Consider the following 17166-nt stretch of genomic DNA (forward strand, 5'->3'; position numbering starts at 1 on the left):
CTGTGCATGCCCGCATGCCGGACAAGTGCTGTCATTCGTCGGTTAAGTCTTGCGGCTCGCTATCGTTTTTGCGGGTCGCGCTGCCCAGTTGCGATCCACGACTGGCCATGCACAGTTCGCGAAAACGGCGGTACGCCTCGTCGTACCCTTGCAGGGTGCCCTGCGGGAGCATCCGCCGCGTACCCTGGTCATTCGCGAGATCATCGGCCGTCGCCAACCAATAGAGATCCCGCTTGCCCTCGGTCACCCGCCTCAGGCTCCCTCTTATCAGACCGTCTGCCAGCGCCCGACGAATGGTTGGCACTCCTGAGCCGACAAGTTTGGCGATTTCATGGACGCTGTAGCGGTTGCCTGGCGTCATCTGTGCCAGCACAATTCCTTGCGTTATCACCCGTTGCTTCGGTTTCGTCATACCTCTCTCCCATGGCCAACGATCCTACCAGTGGCTTGCTGTCCCGACTGTGAACAAAGTTCACGTACACCGGTCGGCAACCACATCGTCAAAGCTGCTTGACGCATAACTATTTTGGAAAACTGCAATTAAAGGATGCGCGATCATTCTTTCCAATCTCTCCGTCGACATCGCCGCGAAGAAGTCTATGCGTCTCACGTCGTATGGAACGATTTCGTTAAATATCTCTTAACGGTCCATCGATGGTCTTGAATAGAGGCGTGTCTGTCGACAATCTGTGACATTCGGCGGTCGCTGGGCCGCTAGCATCAACCTTGCGTTGCTGCATATCGCTTGCCTTCCGCAAAAGGGTGCAACGCCACGCGCTTGCACGACTCTTTGTCTTGTGCTCGTGTGCTTGAAGTCCCCTCGCGAGATGGTCACATCTGACATCTCGCGTTTTTTCTCCCTGGAAAAACCGAGTGGACAAACGCGGCGTGCGTCAGATGTGCCAATCAGCCGTGGGATCCCCTACCGTACAGAAATGAGAAATGACAATGAGACCTTATACGACAAGCAAGTTTGAGATGACACGGAAGATCGGATCGACACTGCTGGTAGTTTGTGCGCTCGCGGGATGTTCCGCAGCGTCAGGACCCACATATAGTGCGTACTCCATCGGCTTACCGAACAACGAGAGAGCGTTTCAGGTGAATTGCCCCGGAATCTTCGAGAGTCAGAAAACCTGTTATTCGAAGGCACGCGAAATTTGCGGCAATCAGATCGTGCAACCCCTTCAGGAGATATCGCCGCTCGCGAGTGCCGGCGATCACCGCGACGTACGCACACTGATGTTCCAATGCACAGCGCCGCCTGTGGCGCAAGCAGCGCCGATCGTGGCTCCTGCGGCGCCGGTCATTCGCCCAGCGCCGACACCGGTCGCCCCTCCGGCGCCGGCGCCACAAAAACTCTCATTGAGCGGCGATGCCAGTTTCGGTCTGGATAAGGCAACGTTGACGACCGATGCGCGTCACCGTCTCGATGCACTGATCAACGCTGCCGCTGGCACGACGTTCAATACCGTTACAGTGAAAGGCTACACTGACTCGACTGCATCAGCTCCCTACAATCAGAAACTATCGACACGGCGTGCGCAAAGCGTCGCAAAGTATCTGAAGGATCACGGCCTGAAGGCACAGCAGTACGACGTCGTGGGGTATGGCGAGGCGAATCCTGTTGCGTCAAATGAAACGCCAAGCGGACGTGCGCGAAACCGGCGTGTGGAGATCGTGCTGGACAACAATTAACGACAGAATGAAACAGGAGATGATCGGAGCCCGCCTGAACACAACAAAATCCGCTCGCATGACGTTCTGACATCTTACGAAATCACCGACAGGCTCGTGCTTATCGGGCAGCATGTTGCCGTACGCTGCGCTATGGCATGCGTCACCTGCGAGTGTCCCAACCGGGAGCCGACTGGTATGGCGAGAATGTCTGTTCTCTGCACCCTGTTCTTGTTGAGTGGCTGTTCACTGATTCAAGTGAACCCTTCACCTGTGTCGTCTTCTGACGGAGGTACGCCTTTCCTCTTGTTTTGTGGGCCGCTGCATTACTGAATGGATTTAGATCGCGCCGTTCGTCGACGAATCCACCAACGAATGCGCAGCGCGTAAGTTCACAATTATTCACTTACCGGATAGTCCTTCACTCGTACCATTGCAGCGTGGGCTTCATGAGTTTCCTCTCTGCATGCCTCCCAGGGATGAGCTCAATTCGGCCCTCGAATGAGGCCCACATCTTCGTTCTATCTCTCAGGAGATATTGAAGCCTTTCCAGTGCGAAAGGCTTCTTTTTTAATTGACCGCAGCGCTTGATTCGTAAGCGACAGAATAGTACCGCCAGACAGAAGAACCTGGACTTATCCAGCATGATAGTCGCAAAAGAAGAAGGCACATCTGCGATGCCTTTCACTTAACCTGTTCGTGCTTGTGATTGTCGTGAGTCTTCCAAGGGTCGCTTCCAGGATATGCCCCAAATTTCCGTCATTATTCCAACGTTCAACGCTGAAAACCATATCGATGAGACCCTGGACTCGATTCTAGTCCAGCGCGACTCCGATTTTGAGGTCATCGTCATTGACGATGGGAGCACGGACTCGACAGTACAGCGCGTTGCGGCTAAAGCAGATTCGCGCATCCGGCTTCACAGGAACGCGGTCAATCATGGCTTGCCCGGGACGATGAATGTGGCCTTGTCGCTGGCAAAGGGGGAATACATTGCCCGGATTGACCACGATGACTGTGCGCTGCCTCAGCGTCTGGCTCGGCAGGCGTCGTTTCTTGACTCGAACCCGGACATTACGGTTGTTGGAACGCAGATTCAGCATTTCGGAATCAGTGATGGCATCTCGGATCTCCCACTGGACGATGCAACAATCAAGGCCAGATTCGTCAGTGGCTTGGCGTACCTTGCCAATCCCTCGGCTATGTGGCGCACCGAATTTATTCGCGCTAACCGGATCGCATACGACGCGAACCTCTATGTGGTAGACGACCTCGGGTTCTGGTTCGACTGCATGCTTTGCGGTGCAAAATTCGCCAATCTGCCTGACGTGTTGTTGCGCTATCGCATCCACCCGGCAATGACCTCGCTTCGACTGGATGCAGAGCATCTTTTCCAAAGCAAGTGCCGCCTTTACAAGCGTCTGCTGCCGACGTACTTTCCCCGCCTGGACGGAGCGAGTTGTGACGCGCTGCTCGACCTGTACCGGGTTCACGTTGACGCAGGCGAGCTCACCGCATTGCATGAACAACACCGTGCCGCAGGTTTGGCATTGAGCGAAGTCGATACGGCCTTTGGGCAGAACCCCGGCGAGGTCAGAACGGAGTTTCTTCGATTGTTGAATGGCCGGAGGCAAGCGCTTCTCGAGGCCGGAAAGATATCGACTGCCAGTACCGTCGAACTGGACCGAACTTTCTACGCCGCCCTGGAGAGGCACCGTCCGCGAGCGACAGTCGCCAGTGCGCGACATGGTGCCCGCGTAGAGTCCGAGCCGACGCCACTGTCCTCGACGAAGATCTACCAGAGCTTTAGCGAAGCACCGGCGCTGTGTGTGAAGCACAATTCATATTTTCAGGTTTACGAAGCACTACTTGACAAGTATATCGGCAAACCTGTTACGTTTGTGGAAGTGGGAGTGTTTAATGGCGGCTCGCTGCACATGTGGCGGCGCTATCTGGGCGAACAAGCCCGTATCATTGGCGTGGATCTGAATCCGGAAGCCAGGAAATGGGAGAAAGACGGCTTCGAGATAATTATCGGCGACCAGGCGAGCAGCCTTTTTTGGGAAGATTTCTACAGGCGTGTCGGCACCATCGACGTGCTCCTCGACGACGGTGGCCACATGAACCACCAACAGATCGTAACGATGGACCGAGCGCTTTCCAACCTGAACGATGGCGGGATGCTGATTGTCGAGGATGTCCATACCAGCTACATGCCCGGATTCAATTCCAGGCCCGGACATTCATTTGTCGAATTGGCCAAACATACCGTAGATGCTGTCAACTCACGATTTCCAGGCATTGAGACTGGTGCAGCCTGCTATCGGGACCGTGTGTGGAGCGTGTCGTTTTTCGAATCAATTGTCGCCTTTCACGTAGACGGCCGTCGCTGCTTTGACTCTAGCTGGGTCTCAAATTCAGCACCGGGAGGCGTGTCAGAAGACTATAGGCTTGCTGGCGTGAGCTTTGACTCGATCCCGGACATCGCGGCATATTTCAAATAGTCTCGTCGCAGTTCCATGAAACCCAGGTCAGCGTTAATTCTTGTCCCAAGGAGGTCGCCCGGTCGTTTTCGTAGTCGCCTGCGCTCCGGCACATCCAGTGATGGGTCATCGACAAGACAAAGCATGTCCTGAAACGGATCGCGAATGCCTGGCAGACCAATGGCAGTTACAGGCGTACTCCTTGTTCACTAGCACCAACGTCCAGTCCGCTTCTTTTTCAAGAGCACGTATCGGAACGCGTTGCCCGAGATCAATGCAACCAGACGCATGATTCGCACACCCTGCACCCCGGTCACAATTGCTGCTTTTGATGAGGCCCGGGCCTCCATCGCTGCCAGCCTCTCATGCAGTTCTAATATCGCTTTCGTAGGTGGATTTTCCATTCCGTATTCCTTAAGCGTGCGGGTGCTCTCACTCTATCCGCGTACGGCGAATCAAATTGTCAAATTTTGTGACTCCTCTAGCGTGTTTTTTCTGTATCCGACGTGCCGATGCTCACGCGTATTCAGCAGTAGAACCCACCTCATCCAGCCTGTATCCACGCATATGGACAGTACTCAGGCACACCCCGTTCTCCGGCCGCAGGGATAGCTTTCGCCGAAGTCGATAAATATGCGTGTCGACTGTGCGAGAGACGCTGTCCAGTTCGCGGCCCCAAGCGAGTTTCGCCAGGCTGTCTCCCGAGACTACCAGCCCTACGTGGTTGAAGAGGTACGCAATCACCTCAAATTCCTTGGCTGTCAAATCAACTGTCTGGCCGTGAAGGGAGATGTCGCGTTGCGTCAAAGAGAGCATACGGTCCAACGCTTATCGTGCGTACGCCTTTTCCATTGCGTTTGGCACGGCACAACAATGCGCTGATCCTGGTAACCAGTTCGTTCGTGCGAAAGGGCTTGATAACATAATCGTCCGCACCTGCATTATGTACCACCGGCAACTTAATGACTTGAAAACGGCGAGCCAGTTGCACAGCGAAGTCACCAATGCGATCGCCGCCGGCGATGAGCGAGCGGCCGGACTCGCGGCCGACTCGATGATGGACTATGTCGACTCCTTTACGAAAGCCTGCCTGACGCGGGATTTCGAACCCCATCCGGCTCGCGCCCAAGTGTAGGGTCAAGCAGCCCCGCCACAGCAATTCTGGGCGATAACCGGACTGGGTCCGTGGCTGCCGCGAGAAGCGTACCAATCACTGCTTGGCAAGGCTATCAGCCATGTCAATACCAAAAAGAATCGCGAGAGTGAAGACGGCGGCTACGACGACGATGAAGACGGCCATCCTCTTCCATTGTTCGGCTGAGAAATGTTTGGTGTCCATGTGCGTAGTCTTGTGGTTGTTGGCCGTCTTCTCCGGGTGACATCCGCAGCCGGAGATCGGTTACAAGCGGAACCGTTCCCGGGATCTAGTCCAAGTTTGGCGCGCAACCGTGGTACGCGTGTCGATCGTGCGTGAAAGGACAGCATCGAGACTAAGCCGGCTTTGTCGATTCAGGAGAATGACACCTGTCGTTGTTGTCCATTCCTTCCGGCGAGATCGATGATCATTGTGGGACTGGCCCGCTCCATCAGCCCCGTCTGAGCGCGGAGAAAATTAGGATCGACGGATGCCACCCCTTTCCACACGTGGTCGTTGATCTTCCGGCCCAGCAGATACAACTGCAGATACGCCCCCAGAATCGTCACGCTCACCGTGGCTCTGACGACATCGCCAGTAGCCGTGTGTATCTGCGTCAGTTGCGCCAAGTTTAGCCGAACTGCAACACCCTGCTCGTTGCGGCCCGCTGCCAAAAAAAGCGTATCGTTGTCAGCGGCAAGACACCAGTTCGGTGTCTCAGTGCCAAGTCGTAGATAGAGCAGGTCCTCTGCACACCATCCGGTCATCACGGTCTCCAGCAACAATTGGGTGGCGAACGAACTGGTCAATAGATGCACCAGGGTCACTCGAACAATTTCAAGCAGTCCGCATCAATTACAAAACATCAAAATGCTGTGTAGCGACTCTCCGCCCGTCCGACTCTCCGCCCAGAGCGTGCTGGGCCTCCCGATGGATTGCCAGAACGCCAAACGACTGTTCGTCAAGTCCGGCGGCGCGGGCTGCCACCTGAAATGCCACATAATCAGACGGGTGAAAGGAAAGGGTCACTTGAACGTGATTCGGGATTGTCATCATTGGCTCCTGTTTCATTCGGCGCCCGCTGCCGTCCCGGCTGGAGCACTTGCAACCGAATGTAACTTGACCCTGCACAGGATTTGCCAACAATTGTCACATCGAGATGCCTCTGGAACAGGGGACCGAGCGTCGCAGTTTTCTTAAACGCCCCGCTCGGCTCAGACGCACGTACGATTCTTCTGCGGCACTAAACTCCGACAGGAGCCGTTCATACCTCTTCGTGTCAAACTCAGCCCTGCCGCCTAACTGCAGCCACGTCGAATCGAATACCGAGCGGTAGACGAACAAAATCACTATTGACCGCCACCCTATAGCTGCGCCAGAACGAATTCGACACGGCGATTTGCAAAGCGTCCGCCCTCCGTTGCGTTGCTGGCGACCGGCCTGATCGAACCGAAACCTCTTGCTGTCAGTAAATTCGGTTTCACGCCCGCCTCGATCAGAAACTCACGCAGCGAATCGGCGCGCTTTTGCGAGAGTGCGAGGTTTGCGTGCTCATCGCCGACATTGTCGGAAAACACCTCGATATCCAGCGTCACCGGATGTCCACCGTCGGAACACGCCTTGAGCAGTTGCGCCGACTCGGCAAGGTTTTCCTTGGCGGACGAAGGAATATGGCCGCTGGATTGCGCGAAGTCCACGACCTGCAGGTTCAGAACCCTGGTGACGTCTGCGCCGACGCACGACTCACCAGAATCAAGCATGTGAGCCATCGCGCTCAGGAATGACCGAGTTGCTTGATCGACGGCACTTTCGGCGTTGAACTGGTCGATCTCCCAAGACGGGCCGAACACATTCTGCAGGCGCTGTTGCCAGCCGAGGGCCACATTCGCCGCCGCCCCGCTTAACTCGATGTGCGCGCCATCTATCTCGACTTCCGCGTGTGGCAGGGCCATCAACGGTAAAAGTTCATCAAGATGGGATAACCAATCGGCCGGTCGCACGTCCGGGTCGACAATCAAGTCAGCCGCGAAATGCCCCGCGTCGAACTTTCGAGTCAGCGCATCGGTAATCACTCGCCGCTCCGCCTCGCTGCTCAGGGAACCGGTCAACGCTGGCACGCCTGCCTGATTAACACTAAAAACAAGTTGCCCGTTCTTGATGGGAGTGTTCGCGACCGGGTGCGAAGGTGACGGGGAAACTAAAACCGAGGTCGGTGCGGAAGCGGACATTGCACTTGCCGGTGTCGTCGCTGCGGCCGCTGAAGCTGCCAGCGGAACAGATGAACCTGTGGCCGGCTGCGCTGTAACCCCTGCGGGGACGGATGCGATCCCAGGTGTAACAATCCGGCCTCGCGATCCATTCGACGATATCGTCAGTCCGGTATCTGTTGGTTGCACGTGAAGATAGCTATATGCGAAAGCCCCAAGCAGAACGGCTGACAGCACCGCGAACAGCAGCCAAACGCCCATTCGCCAAGATTGCGCTCCCGTTGCTGACGCAACAATTTTATCCGAGGAGGGAACGGGCACCGATGGTCGAATGAGATTCTCTTCTGCGAGCGCAGGCTGTATCAGATTCACCGATCCCAACTCCAGTTTCCCGGCAATCGATCCGGTGAAGTCGGCGGCGTTTTCAAATCCGATCGATTCGGCTACCTGATCGGTCACAAATCCTGAGACAACTGACAACTGGTCGCCGAGTAACGCTGGCAGTTCCGCCGATGTCCCTTGTTCAAGTAAAATATGACGCTTTAGTATTCCGAATAAAACGGCGCCTACAAGTGCCGTCATCACGTGTGCAGCCTGTGGTGGTATGCCAGCTTGATTCGATATCTGGTCGCTGGATATTGCAATGCGCCGGCCGGAGGAGCGTATGAGGAGTGACTCCCCAATCAATTCGAAATCTTTGATACTTGCTGTCGTGACACAAACACCCGCGAGTTGCTCGTTGATCCGGGCATTCGATTCGGACGACATGATGGTAGAGAAAAGCATCATCACTCCGTCGGACGTCGCTGCGCTAGCCATCAGCGACGTAATCAAAACAGGGCCGGCGTGCGCAACGACCTTCTTGAGCATTTCGGGCGACAGGCCGATTTTCTCTGAGAGACACTGGCACGTTGCCTCCGAAAACGCTGTGTTAACTTCTTGGGAAAGATCGATACTCTTCATGTTTGACCTCTTGACATTTCAATTGCCCGAACGCGTCACTCGCCAGAACCGTTTCCATCCGAAACGTCAGGTCGTTCAATTGCGTGCTCTATGCCACCTGCTGGGGCAGCCCTGAATTGGAAGTGAAAATTTTCCGAAGTTACTGTCGAGGCATCTTGAGGACTAGCTACCCGCCAACCTGTGACGACGTGGCATCGACTCAATGAACTGTGGTCTCGCTTGATGCTGGCAGATATGACTCATGCGTGTGATGTGTAGTCGCGCAATGTGCACCCCGCACAACGACCCGGTAGCTAGAATCTCCTTCGTTTTCCTCAGTTTCAACGAGCGGCAATTCGCCTTGGAAAAATCCCTATTCTTGGCCATCAATGGGAGCGATTCTGAGGATGGAGTCGCACCCGACATCGCCAGACCGTCAGAGTTTTTCGGAATCGCTGGCTCTGTCGTAGCTCTGTTAGTTACCCCATGTCGTCGCCAACTTTTAACGAAGCGACTGGTAGATCTTCGCGCTTGATTCCGCACCGGGCCCTAACATTCGCTCAACGCAAAGGAGACCGATACGAGCGCAAGATAAACGCCTTTCGCGCGGTTGTGAAGAAACCTCTCTCCATTTTTTACGAGTTGACGCAATTTTGCAAATGTTGAAACAAGTTCACCTTTATTCAATTTATTGCGAGTAAGCTCGCACGCAAATCGATTGCCGATAAGCTTTGCTGCATTGATCGACACCTAAAATTTAAAGAGGCCGTTCTGATCATTTACTAGCGAAAATCAAATCATTCGAAGATGAACGGAAGACGCTTCGTCTCACCTGGTCAGCGAACCCGTCCCAATCCTAACTTCAGAAATGCATGGGAAAGTTGACAAAAATTGACTTCGTATCGTCTCGTTTGACCATACCATTGAGACGTGGGTTTTATGAGTGTTCACTATACCTCTGGGTGATTTGCTCGATCCGCTGGTCACGGAGTAAGCCCACGTGTTTTGTCTCTCACGAAGTATTGAAGGCCTTTCCAATGGAAAGGCCTTTTTTTTAGGTATCAGAGGTGGCCCGATGATGCATGTTGCGAAACCGGGCATGGACTGCGCCATACACCAGGTGCACGACCCCGTTCCACGGATCGAGCAAGAACAGAAAATCATGAGTAAAGGTAGTTCAGGTAGGACAACTTTGGGCAATACGGCAGCTATGACAAACTCCATGAAGAATCCATCGATAGATCTGATGTCCATTCAAACGGATCAGATTCAGAATCGAGAGCTATTGCCCCACTCACATGCCGAATCCAGGGACAACTCCTTCTGGCTCCAAACCTACCGATATCTGCTTGGAGGTTGCATGTCTGAGATGTCGATGAACTCGTTACCGGGTTAGCGGGTATAGCTTGCTAGCCCGAACGCTGGGTTATAGAGCCTGCCGCTCGATGCCGCCCATGTCACGGGTGGCCGGCAAGAGGAGGCAGTGGTCGGGCCATATCCGCGCGGCGGCTGTCTTGCAACCTGAACGTACCGACCGCGGCTTTCAGTTTCGCAGCCTGATCATCCAGCGATTGAGCGGCCGCGGCGGCCTGCTCAACCAACGCGGCGTTCTGTTAAGCCACCTCATCCATCTGCGCACAGCCTGGCCGACCTGTTCGATGCCCCTGCTTTGCTCGTCCGAGGCCGCAGCTATCTCGCCCATAGTGTCCATGAAACGCGCACGCCTTGACGAGCCCGTCCACGCGCCCGGCGCCGCTTGCGACCAGGGACGTAGCGAGAACGTTTGTTCGCCGTATTCATGCGGCGCGTCAAGCGGCAGACTCGCGGGTCCCACTCTGAGCACCTGCTCCACGCCGTCGTTTATCCCCGTCCATGCAACACATTGGCGCGACCGATAAAATCTGCGGCGAAGCGACTGCCCGGATCGTCATAGATGCCGGTCGGGGTATCGAAACGGATCACCGCGCCCTGATTCAGCTACGCGACACGGTCGCTGGTCATGCGTGACCATGATGGTCGTGGTACCCACCTTCTGCTGGATGGCGCGCAACTCGGCCTGCATACAGCGCCTGGATTTCCGGCGACAAGGAGAACTGCACGAACTTCTGGGCGAGATCGTTCGGCGCGTCGTGTTTGACCGGACACATGCTCAGACCCCGTGCGACCGCCCCTTCCTTTGGTGCGACAAACTTGACCCGCACGCCCTGGTTGCGCAACGCCTACGTGCGACCATCGCCCCATGCGGCAACAATCCATACCCATTCGACGTATTGACGACAATTAGATAGCTTAACAACTATCCTTGGTGAAAAAGGCGACTGAGACGGATGGGGCATTCCGACCAGGAAAATGAGTAATTCGATTACCATTCTCGCCGGCTGGCGTGCTGGTAACAGCACTCGGGGAAGGATAGCGAATTGTTTTTCCATATACAGTTTTTTCAAAATAACGTGCTCATTGTTCAGATTTGAAAAACAGAAAAATTCAGCGGATGCTTTAAAAACGTGCCAGGAAGACAATTGGAGTCACCTATGTGCGGTCGTCGCGTTGGGGTGAATCATGGATGAATCCTCGGAAAGTACCGATCGCCAATGGAGCGTGTCGCTGATCCAGACCAAAATGATCCCGCCGCGCCTTCCGTCGCGCTGCGTAAAACGGCCCGCGTTGTTTGAGAGGCTGCGAGCGCGGCCGGCGCACGGCGTAACCGTCGTGACCGCCCCGGCGGGTTTCGGCAAGACGACCTTGCTGGCTGGCTGGAGTGAAGCGCTGTCGGAGCAAAAACATCCGGTTGCCTGGCTTAGCGTTGACGAAGAAGACGATGATCCGCAGCAGTTCGGTGCGTATCTGGTGGCGGCATTCTCCCGGGCAGCGCAGGACATTGGCTGGCAGGCTCAACAACTCCTGAATCATGATGCGCTGACCCCCATCAAAACCGTCATTTCAGTACTCTTGAACGGGATCGCTGCGCACGGCCAGCGCGTGTTCCTCGTGCTGGACGATGTCGATCGCCTGACGGCGAAACCCGTTCTTGCGGTTGTGTCCCGCCTGCTGCGCTACGCCCCCGAAAACATGCATATCCTGCTCGGCGCGCGCGGTGAACCTGCCCTGACGCTGGGGCAGCTTCGGGCACCAGAGAAGCTGATGCGTATCGATGTCGACGACCTCCGTTTTTCGATTGACGAAGCGCAGGCGTTCTTTGACCAGACAGCCACCATGCCGCTCAACCGTACCAGTGTCGAGTTGTTGAACGAGGCGACTGAGGGGTGGGTGGCGGGCCTGCAGCTGGCTTCCCTTGCACTGACCCAGGCGGGCGATGCGGCCAGGGTTGCCAGCAACCTTGCCGGAAGCGGCTCCGGGATCGATCGCTACCTGAACGATACAGTGCTGGCGCATTTGCCGCCGCCCATGCTCAGGTTTCTGCTGTCCACGTCGATTCTTGAACGGCTCACCCCTGGCGTGTGCGATGCCATCATGAGCGATGGTGCCGAAAGCGGGAAAAACCTGGACTGGCTCGAGCGGCATAACGTGTTCATCCAGCCACTTGATGAACGACAGGAGTGGTACCGCTATCACGCACTGCTGTCCGACGCACTGCGGCGCCGGCTTGTCCGCCAGATGCCGCGGGAAGTTCCTTTGCTGCACCGTCGCGCCTGCCAATGGTTTGCAGAAGCACGTCTGTGGCCCGAGGCAGTCAGGCATGCACTGGCAGCGGGCGAAGTTGAGCAGGCAGCGCAGTGGGCTGAGAACTGCGCGATAGAGATGCTGGAACGCGGTGAGCCATACACGTTGCTAGGGTGGATCGAAAAACTTCCGCCCGATGTTGTCAATGGACGGCTACGTTTGCGTCTCATGAAAGCGTGGGCGCTCGGGCTCTCGCTTCAGACAATCCGCGCCTCAGCAGAAATCAATGCGGTTGCCGAGGAATTTGATCGAGTGTATCGCGATCATGACAGCGTCATCGAAGAGGCTGCATTCGCCGAGGTTAACGCGATCAGCGCGATGATTGCAGCAGTCAATGACGACAGCGAACGTGCGCTTGAACTCGGGCGTGCGGCAGAGATTTCAATGGCCTCTTCTGCACCTTGGGTGAAGCATTACGCCCACTTCGCGCAAATCTTTGGTTTGACGTATCGGGGGGAGTTTGATCAGATCGTTCACATTCGGGAAGTTGCCAAGGTCGAGGCGCATTATAGTCAGGAGCCGAATCGCTCAGATTTGCTTCGAGAAGCGCAGTACGGCCACGCCGCACTGATATACGGTGAGCTTGTTGACGCAAAGCAGGTGTTCGAGGCGGCGATCCGGGGAGCCGAAAATGCCTTGGGCGCGTCATCCTCTTGCGCAGCCGTGCTGGCCGGCCAAATTTCATCCGTCTACTATGAATATAACGAACTGCCTAAAGCACGAAAGGTGATCGCAGGCCGCATGAGCCTTGCATTGCAAACCGCGCCTCAAGGAGGGCTGGCGCGACACCTGTGTTGCGCTGCCCGCCTGCTGTGGCGCGACGGCGAGATGGGTTCGGCGCTGGCTGTTCTGGAAGACGGGCGACAGGTCGCGACGGCCCGGCAGTGGCTACGCCTCAAGCTGGCCTGCGATGCTGAGACGGTAAGACTGCTCCTTGACGACGGCCAGGTTACCCAGGCGAGGCAAATCGCCGACGAACTGAGCTTGAGCGTTCCAAAGATGTGCGAAGGGCGGATGGGGTCCGCTGTTGAAACCTGGACCAGCTACTGCCTCTTGCAAGCCCGCGTTCTGATTGCCGAGAATCTCGGTGATAAGGCCGTCATCATTCTCGTGCGTTTGCTGGATACTCTGGCCGCTATGGGATGGCGCTCTTCCGAGGCTCTTGTTTCCTTGCTGCTTTCGCGCGCGTTCGAGCAATGTGGAGCCTATGAAAAAGCGCTCACCGCGCTCGGTCGTGCGCTGCGCATCGGCGGAACGACAGGCATGATCAATAGCTTCGTAGATGAAGGACAGCCGGTGCGCGAGTTGCTGCGACGGTTTAGCCAGGTCTCAGGAGATGACTCTTTTGCGGAGAGAGCGTACGCAAACAGATTGCTGGCAGTTTTCGATCAGCTTGATAATTCGCGACCCACATCTACCCGGTCTGTCCAGGTCGTAACGTCGTCGGATACCCTGAGTGCGAGAGAGTTGGAGATCGTCACCTATGTTGCCCGTGGCCTTTCGAATAAGGAAGTTGGCCGAGCGTTGAAACTGGCACCTGAGACCGTCAAATGGCATATGAAGAACATCTTCGAAAAACTCAATGTAAGCTCGAGAATCGAAGCTGTACAAACCGCTCTTGGACTCGGAGTTGGAGAGGACCGCGTAGCCATGTAATGAGGTAATCAGGGCATGATCGCGGACAAACATGCGGGGCGAACTGCCTCGCGGTTGAGCATAGGCATCACTTGATCGTTGAACGAAAGCGCGTGCACCGCGAGGTCCGGACAAGCGCCCGCACCGGATCGGGGCAAGCGCGCCGCGCCGCCGCACCAGATTTGATCTTTCCTCATACCTCTTCATTGAGCGCAGAGCCCGCTCGTCCTGGGCGTTAACCCGCGCTTCCGGCAGCCTCGGCACCCGGTGCCGTTTCTCCTGCCGCAATCCCAACGCCGCCAGGCGGCTTGCGCATGAGCTTACGTCATGGCTTCCATGCAGAGATTTCGTTTGTTGGTGGATTTTGGCAAACCTAGAGTGCATCCACCCGCAACGCCTTCGCATCGCATGACGTAAGCGAATGTTGCTCTGTTTAACCCGGGAGACGCTCATGCAGGACATCAAACACAGCAGACGGCAGGCTATCAAGACGCTCGGTGCGGCGCTGGCGGCTTCGACGCTGCCCATGCCGTTCGTGAATCTGAAAGCGCAGGAGCAGAACTTCTCCGGCAAAACGCTGCGCCTGTTGACCTGGTCCGACGATACGGGCGCGGCCGCGCTGCGCAATATCGCCGCCACCTTTGCGGCGAAGACCGGTGCGAAGGTGATCGCCGACCGTGCCGACGGCACCTCGGGGATGGTCGCCAAGGTCAAGGCCGCGGGCGACCGGCCGACCTACGACGTCATCACCCTGGCTGGCGTCGGAGCATCCGGTCTCGGCGACGCGGGTCTGCTGGTCAAGCCGGACCTCGACAAGCTGCCGAACCTGAAGGACGTCGCGCCGCAATACCGCACCGGTGCGGACGGCTTCGGCGTCGGCTACCTGTTGTGGTCCGATGGCCTGATCTACAACACGTCGACGGTCAAGAACGCCCCTGCATCCTACGAGGCGCTCTGGGATCCAAAATACGCCGGCCGCCTGTTTCTGCCTCCGCCCGAGTGGGCCGAAGCAGTCGACCTCGCGATCCTCGCCGCGAAGATGTCGGGCGGCTCGCAACAGAACATCGACCCCGGCTTCAGGAAGCTCGCGGAACTGAAGGAACGCGTCATGACGCTCGGCGAGAACCCGAATCAGGTCGCCGACCTGTTCCGGACCGGCTCACTCGATATCGGCGGGATCTATTCGCCGGCCTTCTTCCCCGATCAGATTCGCAAGCCCGAGTACAAGATGGGCGTTACGTACGGCATGAAGGAAGGCTTCGCCACGCAGTTGATGTTCACCGTGATCCCGAAATCGCATCCGGGCGACAGCGATCTGATCCACGCCTTCATCAATCATTCGCTCGATGCCGGTGTGCAAGGCAGGATGGCCGCCGACGTGCTGAACGGCCCGGTCAATTCGAAGGCCGTGATTCCCGCCGAGAGCCGCGCCTTCGTGCCGAGCCCGAAGCAGATCGCGGAGAAGGCCGTCCTGCACGACGACAAGGCGCTGGCCGCGGTACAAGCGGCGTGGATCAAGCGCTATACCGAGATTTTCTCGGCATGACCACGACGCCCGTGCTCTCCTCGCCGCGCGCTTGCGAGGCCGGCGGTGCGAAGGTCGAGCGCGCCTCGGGGGCGCCGGGTGCCCAGGGCGCGCCCGACGAGCCGGCTTCCGCCGTGCCCGGCGCCACATGGGCGAAAGCGCGGCCGTGGCTGCTGCTCGCGCCGATCCTTGGGTTTCTCGCGGTGCTCGCGGCGGCCGCGCTGGTGGTGCTACGGATGAGCTTCGGCACCCAGGGCAACGAGTGGCACGGCTTCACGCTACAGAATTACGTCGATCTGGCCGATAGCTATTTCATGAAATCCCTCTGGATCACCTTGAAGCTGGCGTTTCAAAGCATGGTCTGCGCGGTGCTGCTGGCGATCCCGGTGGCGCTGGCGATGGCGCGCGCCGAGTCACGCCTGGCGCGCCGGTTGCTGCTGGCCGGCGTGCTGCTGCCGCTGCTGGTCAATCTGTTGCTGCAAGGTTATGGCTGGCTGGTGATCCTCGGGCCGGCCGGTTTGCTGAATCACGCGCTGCTCGCGAGCGGCTTGATCGAGCGGCCGGTGTTATGGCTGTATCGCGAGCACGGCGTGTTGCTCGGCTTGATCCAGACCGCGTTTCCGCTCGCCGTGCTGCCGCTCTCGAGCGCCATGCGCGCCGTGTCGCGGTCTTATGAAGAGGCCGCCGCGACGCTCGGCGCGACTCGCTGGCAGACCCTGCGCCATGTGATGCTGCCGCTGGCCATGCCCGGACTCGTCGCGGGCGCGTTGCTGGTGTTCGCCTATAACGCCAGCGCGTTCGCCGTGCCTTTGCTGCTTGGCGGGCGCCGCGTGCCGATGCTCGCCGTGCTGGTGCACGATCAGGTCGCGCCATTGTTGAACTGGCCGGCCGCGTCGGCCTCCGGCGTGGTGCTGATGGTCGCCACGCTGGCGGTGATGGCGCTCTCGCAACGCCTCGTGCGACGCACGCAACGTCTCGATCTCACGGAACCGTCGGCATGAGCACCGTCCCTCCGAGGCCGCGCACACTGCGCCTGCCGACTGCGATGCCTGGCCGGCTGGGCCAGCCCGCGGCACTCCTCGCGGCCATCGTCCTGTTCCTTGCCGCGCTGCCGATCCTGACGATGATCACGATGTCGTTCAGCGCCTCGGATACGCTCGAATTCCCACCGCCCGCCTACAGCCTGCAGTGGTACCGGGCAGCATGGCACAGCTTCGTCGCGCCCGATGCCAGCGACACGCTCTCGATGGGCGGTGCGCTTGCCACCAGTCTGATCGTCGCCGTCGCCACGATGCTGATCGCCACGCTCGTCTCGGTGCCGGCCGCCTATGCGCTGAGCCGCTACCGGTTTCGCGGCAAGCCCGCCGTCGAGCAACTGGTGGCGTTGCCGCTCGTCTATCCGCTGGTGATGCTCGGGCTCTCGCTGCTGCTGGTGTTCAACGTGCTGCCTGTCGAACTGGGCGTGTTTCGTCTGATCGTCGCCCATGTGATTCTGGCGCTGCCGTTCACGGTGAAGAACTGCGCCGCCTCGGTTGCATCGATCGGGCCGGAGTTCGAGGAAGCCGCCTGCGTGATGGGCGCGAGCCCGCGCCGCGCCCTCATCGACGTGGTGTTGCCGCTGATGCGCCCGGGCATTCTCGCCGGCATGCTGTTCGCGTTCATCATCTCCTTCAACGAGTTCACGGTGACGTTTTTTCTCTACGGCATCAACACGATGACGCTGCCGGTATGGCTCTACAGCCGCACCGTATCGTCACTCGACCCCACCGTGTTTTCTTTCGCAGTGTTTATCGTCGCAATCGATTTCGCGTTGATCTGGCTGCTCGAGAAGCTGATTGGCGACGAAGGCGTCGCGCTCTGATGCCGCTTTGATTGCTTTGC

The 17166-nt window shown here is 57.6% G+C and carries 13 protein-coding genes and 1 pseudogene; 7 read left to right on the forward strand and 7 right to left on the reverse strand.

The annotated features are described in order from the left end of the window. Positions 1–31 precede the first annotated feature (31 nt). Positions 32–412 carry a hypothetical protein gene (locus tag AC1ECK_RS28455; RefSeq protein ID WP_480325155.1) on the reverse strand — a complete coding sequence of 127 codons (381 nt, stop codon included), beginning with the start codon at positions 410–412 and terminating at the stop codon, positions 32–34. Between the two features lie 536 nt (positions 413–948). On the opposite strand from AC1ECK_RS28455, the gene AC1ECK_RS28460 reads away from it, so the two are divergent. Next, positions 949–1698, forward strand: a complete 750-nt coding sequence (locus AC1ECK_RS28460) for an OmpA family protein (protein WP_480325157.1) — start codon at positions 949–951, stop codon at positions 1696–1698. A 722-nt stretch (positions 1699–2420) separates the two neighbouring features. Continuing rightward, a complete protein-coding gene (locus AC1ECK_RS28465) occupies positions 2421–4181 on the forward strand; it encodes a glycosyltransferase (protein WP_480325159.1) in 1761 nt (586 codons plus the stop codon). A 495-nt stretch (positions 4182–4676) separates the two neighbouring features. On the opposite strand, the gene AC1ECK_RS28470 is transcribed toward AC1ECK_RS28465, so the two are convergent. Continuing rightward, a complete protein-coding gene (locus AC1ECK_RS28470) occupies positions 4677–4976 on the reverse strand; it encodes a winged helix-turn-helix domain-containing protein (protein ID WP_480325207.1) in 300 nt (99 codons plus the stop codon). Here AC1ECK_RS28470 and AC1ECK_RS28475 point away from each other — a divergent pair. Further along, a complete protein-coding gene (locus AC1ECK_RS28475) occupies positions 4951–5295 on the forward strand; it encodes a hypothetical protein (RefSeq protein WP_480325209.1) in 345 nt (114 codons plus the stop codon). The two genes, AC1ECK_RS28470 and AC1ECK_RS28475, sit on opposite strands and share 26 nt — an antisense overlap. Before the next feature lie 75 nt (positions 5296–5370). Here the strand turns inward: AC1ECK_RS28475 and AC1ECK_RS28480 are convergent, their stop codons facing one another. The 5 genes and pseudogenes from AC1ECK_RS28480 to AC1ECK_RS28500 form a co-directional block, all read right to left on the reverse strand. Further along, positions 5371–5499: a hypothetical protein gene (locus tag AC1ECK_RS28480; RefSeq protein ID WP_480325161.1), complete on the reverse strand. Its 129-nt coding sequence runs from the start codon at positions 5497–5499 to the stop codon at positions 5371–5373. A 170-nt stretch (positions 5500–5669) separates the two neighbouring features. Then, on the reverse strand, positions 5670–6113 hold the full coding sequence (locus AC1ECK_RS28485; protein WP_480325163.1) for a hypothetical protein: 444 nt from the start codon (positions 6111–6113) through the stop codon (positions 5670–5672). A 546-nt stretch (positions 6114–6659) separates the two neighbouring features. Continuing rightward, on the reverse strand, positions 6660–8465 hold the full coding sequence (locus AC1ECK_RS28490) for an OmpA family protein (protein ID WP_480325165.1): 1806 nt from the start codon (positions 8463–8465) through the stop codon (positions 6660–6662). Positions 8466–9901: 1436 nt separating this feature from the next. After that, positions 9902–10164: pseudogene (locus AC1ECK_RS28495) on the reverse strand (methyl-accepting chemotaxis protein); the annotation flags it as partial. A gap of 277 nt (positions 10165–10441) precedes the next feature. Further along, on the reverse strand, positions 10442–10645 hold the full coding sequence (locus AC1ECK_RS28500; protein ID WP_480325167.1) for an ABC transporter substrate-binding protein: 204 nt from the start codon (positions 10643–10645) through the stop codon (positions 10442–10444). Positions 10646–11003: 358 nt separating this feature from the next. Here AC1ECK_RS28500 and AC1ECK_RS28505 point away from each other — a divergent pair, with 358 nt between their 5' ends. The 4 genes from AC1ECK_RS28505 to AC1ECK_RS28520 all read left to right on the forward strand — a co-directional run bounded on the left by AC1ECK_RS28505 (position 11004) and on the right by AC1ECK_RS28520 (position 17146). Then, the gene (locus tag AC1ECK_RS28505) at positions 11004–13781 is read left to right on the forward strand and encodes a winged helix-turn-helix domain-containing protein (protein ID WP_480325169.1); all 2778 of its coding nucleotides are present in this window, start codon (positions 11004–11006) and stop codon (positions 13779–13781) included. A gap of 430 nt (positions 13782–14211) precedes the next feature. After that, positions 14212–15306 carry an ABC transporter substrate-binding protein gene (locus AC1ECK_RS28510; RefSeq protein ID WP_480325171.1) on the forward strand — a complete coding sequence of 365 codons (1095 nt, stop codon included), beginning with the start codon at positions 14212–14214 and terminating at the stop codon, positions 15304–15306. Then, complete coding sequence (locus tag AC1ECK_RS28515) at positions 15303–16286, forward strand: ABC transporter permease (RefSeq protein WP_480325173.1); 984 nt, start codon at positions 15303–15305, stop codon at positions 16284–16286. The genes AC1ECK_RS28510 and AC1ECK_RS28515 overlap by 4 nt, the downstream gene beginning before the upstream one ends. Then, on the forward strand, positions 16283–17146 hold the full coding sequence (locus AC1ECK_RS28520; protein WP_480325175.1) for an ABC transporter permease: 864 nt from the start codon (positions 16283–16285) through the stop codon (positions 17144–17146). Before AC1ECK_RS28515 ends, AC1ECK_RS28520 begins: the two co-directional genes overlap by 4 nt. The last annotated feature ends 20 nt before the right edge of the window (positions 17147–17166 follow it).

The sequence above is a fragment of the Paraburkholderia sp. SSBN10T genome, assembly GCF_056619545.1.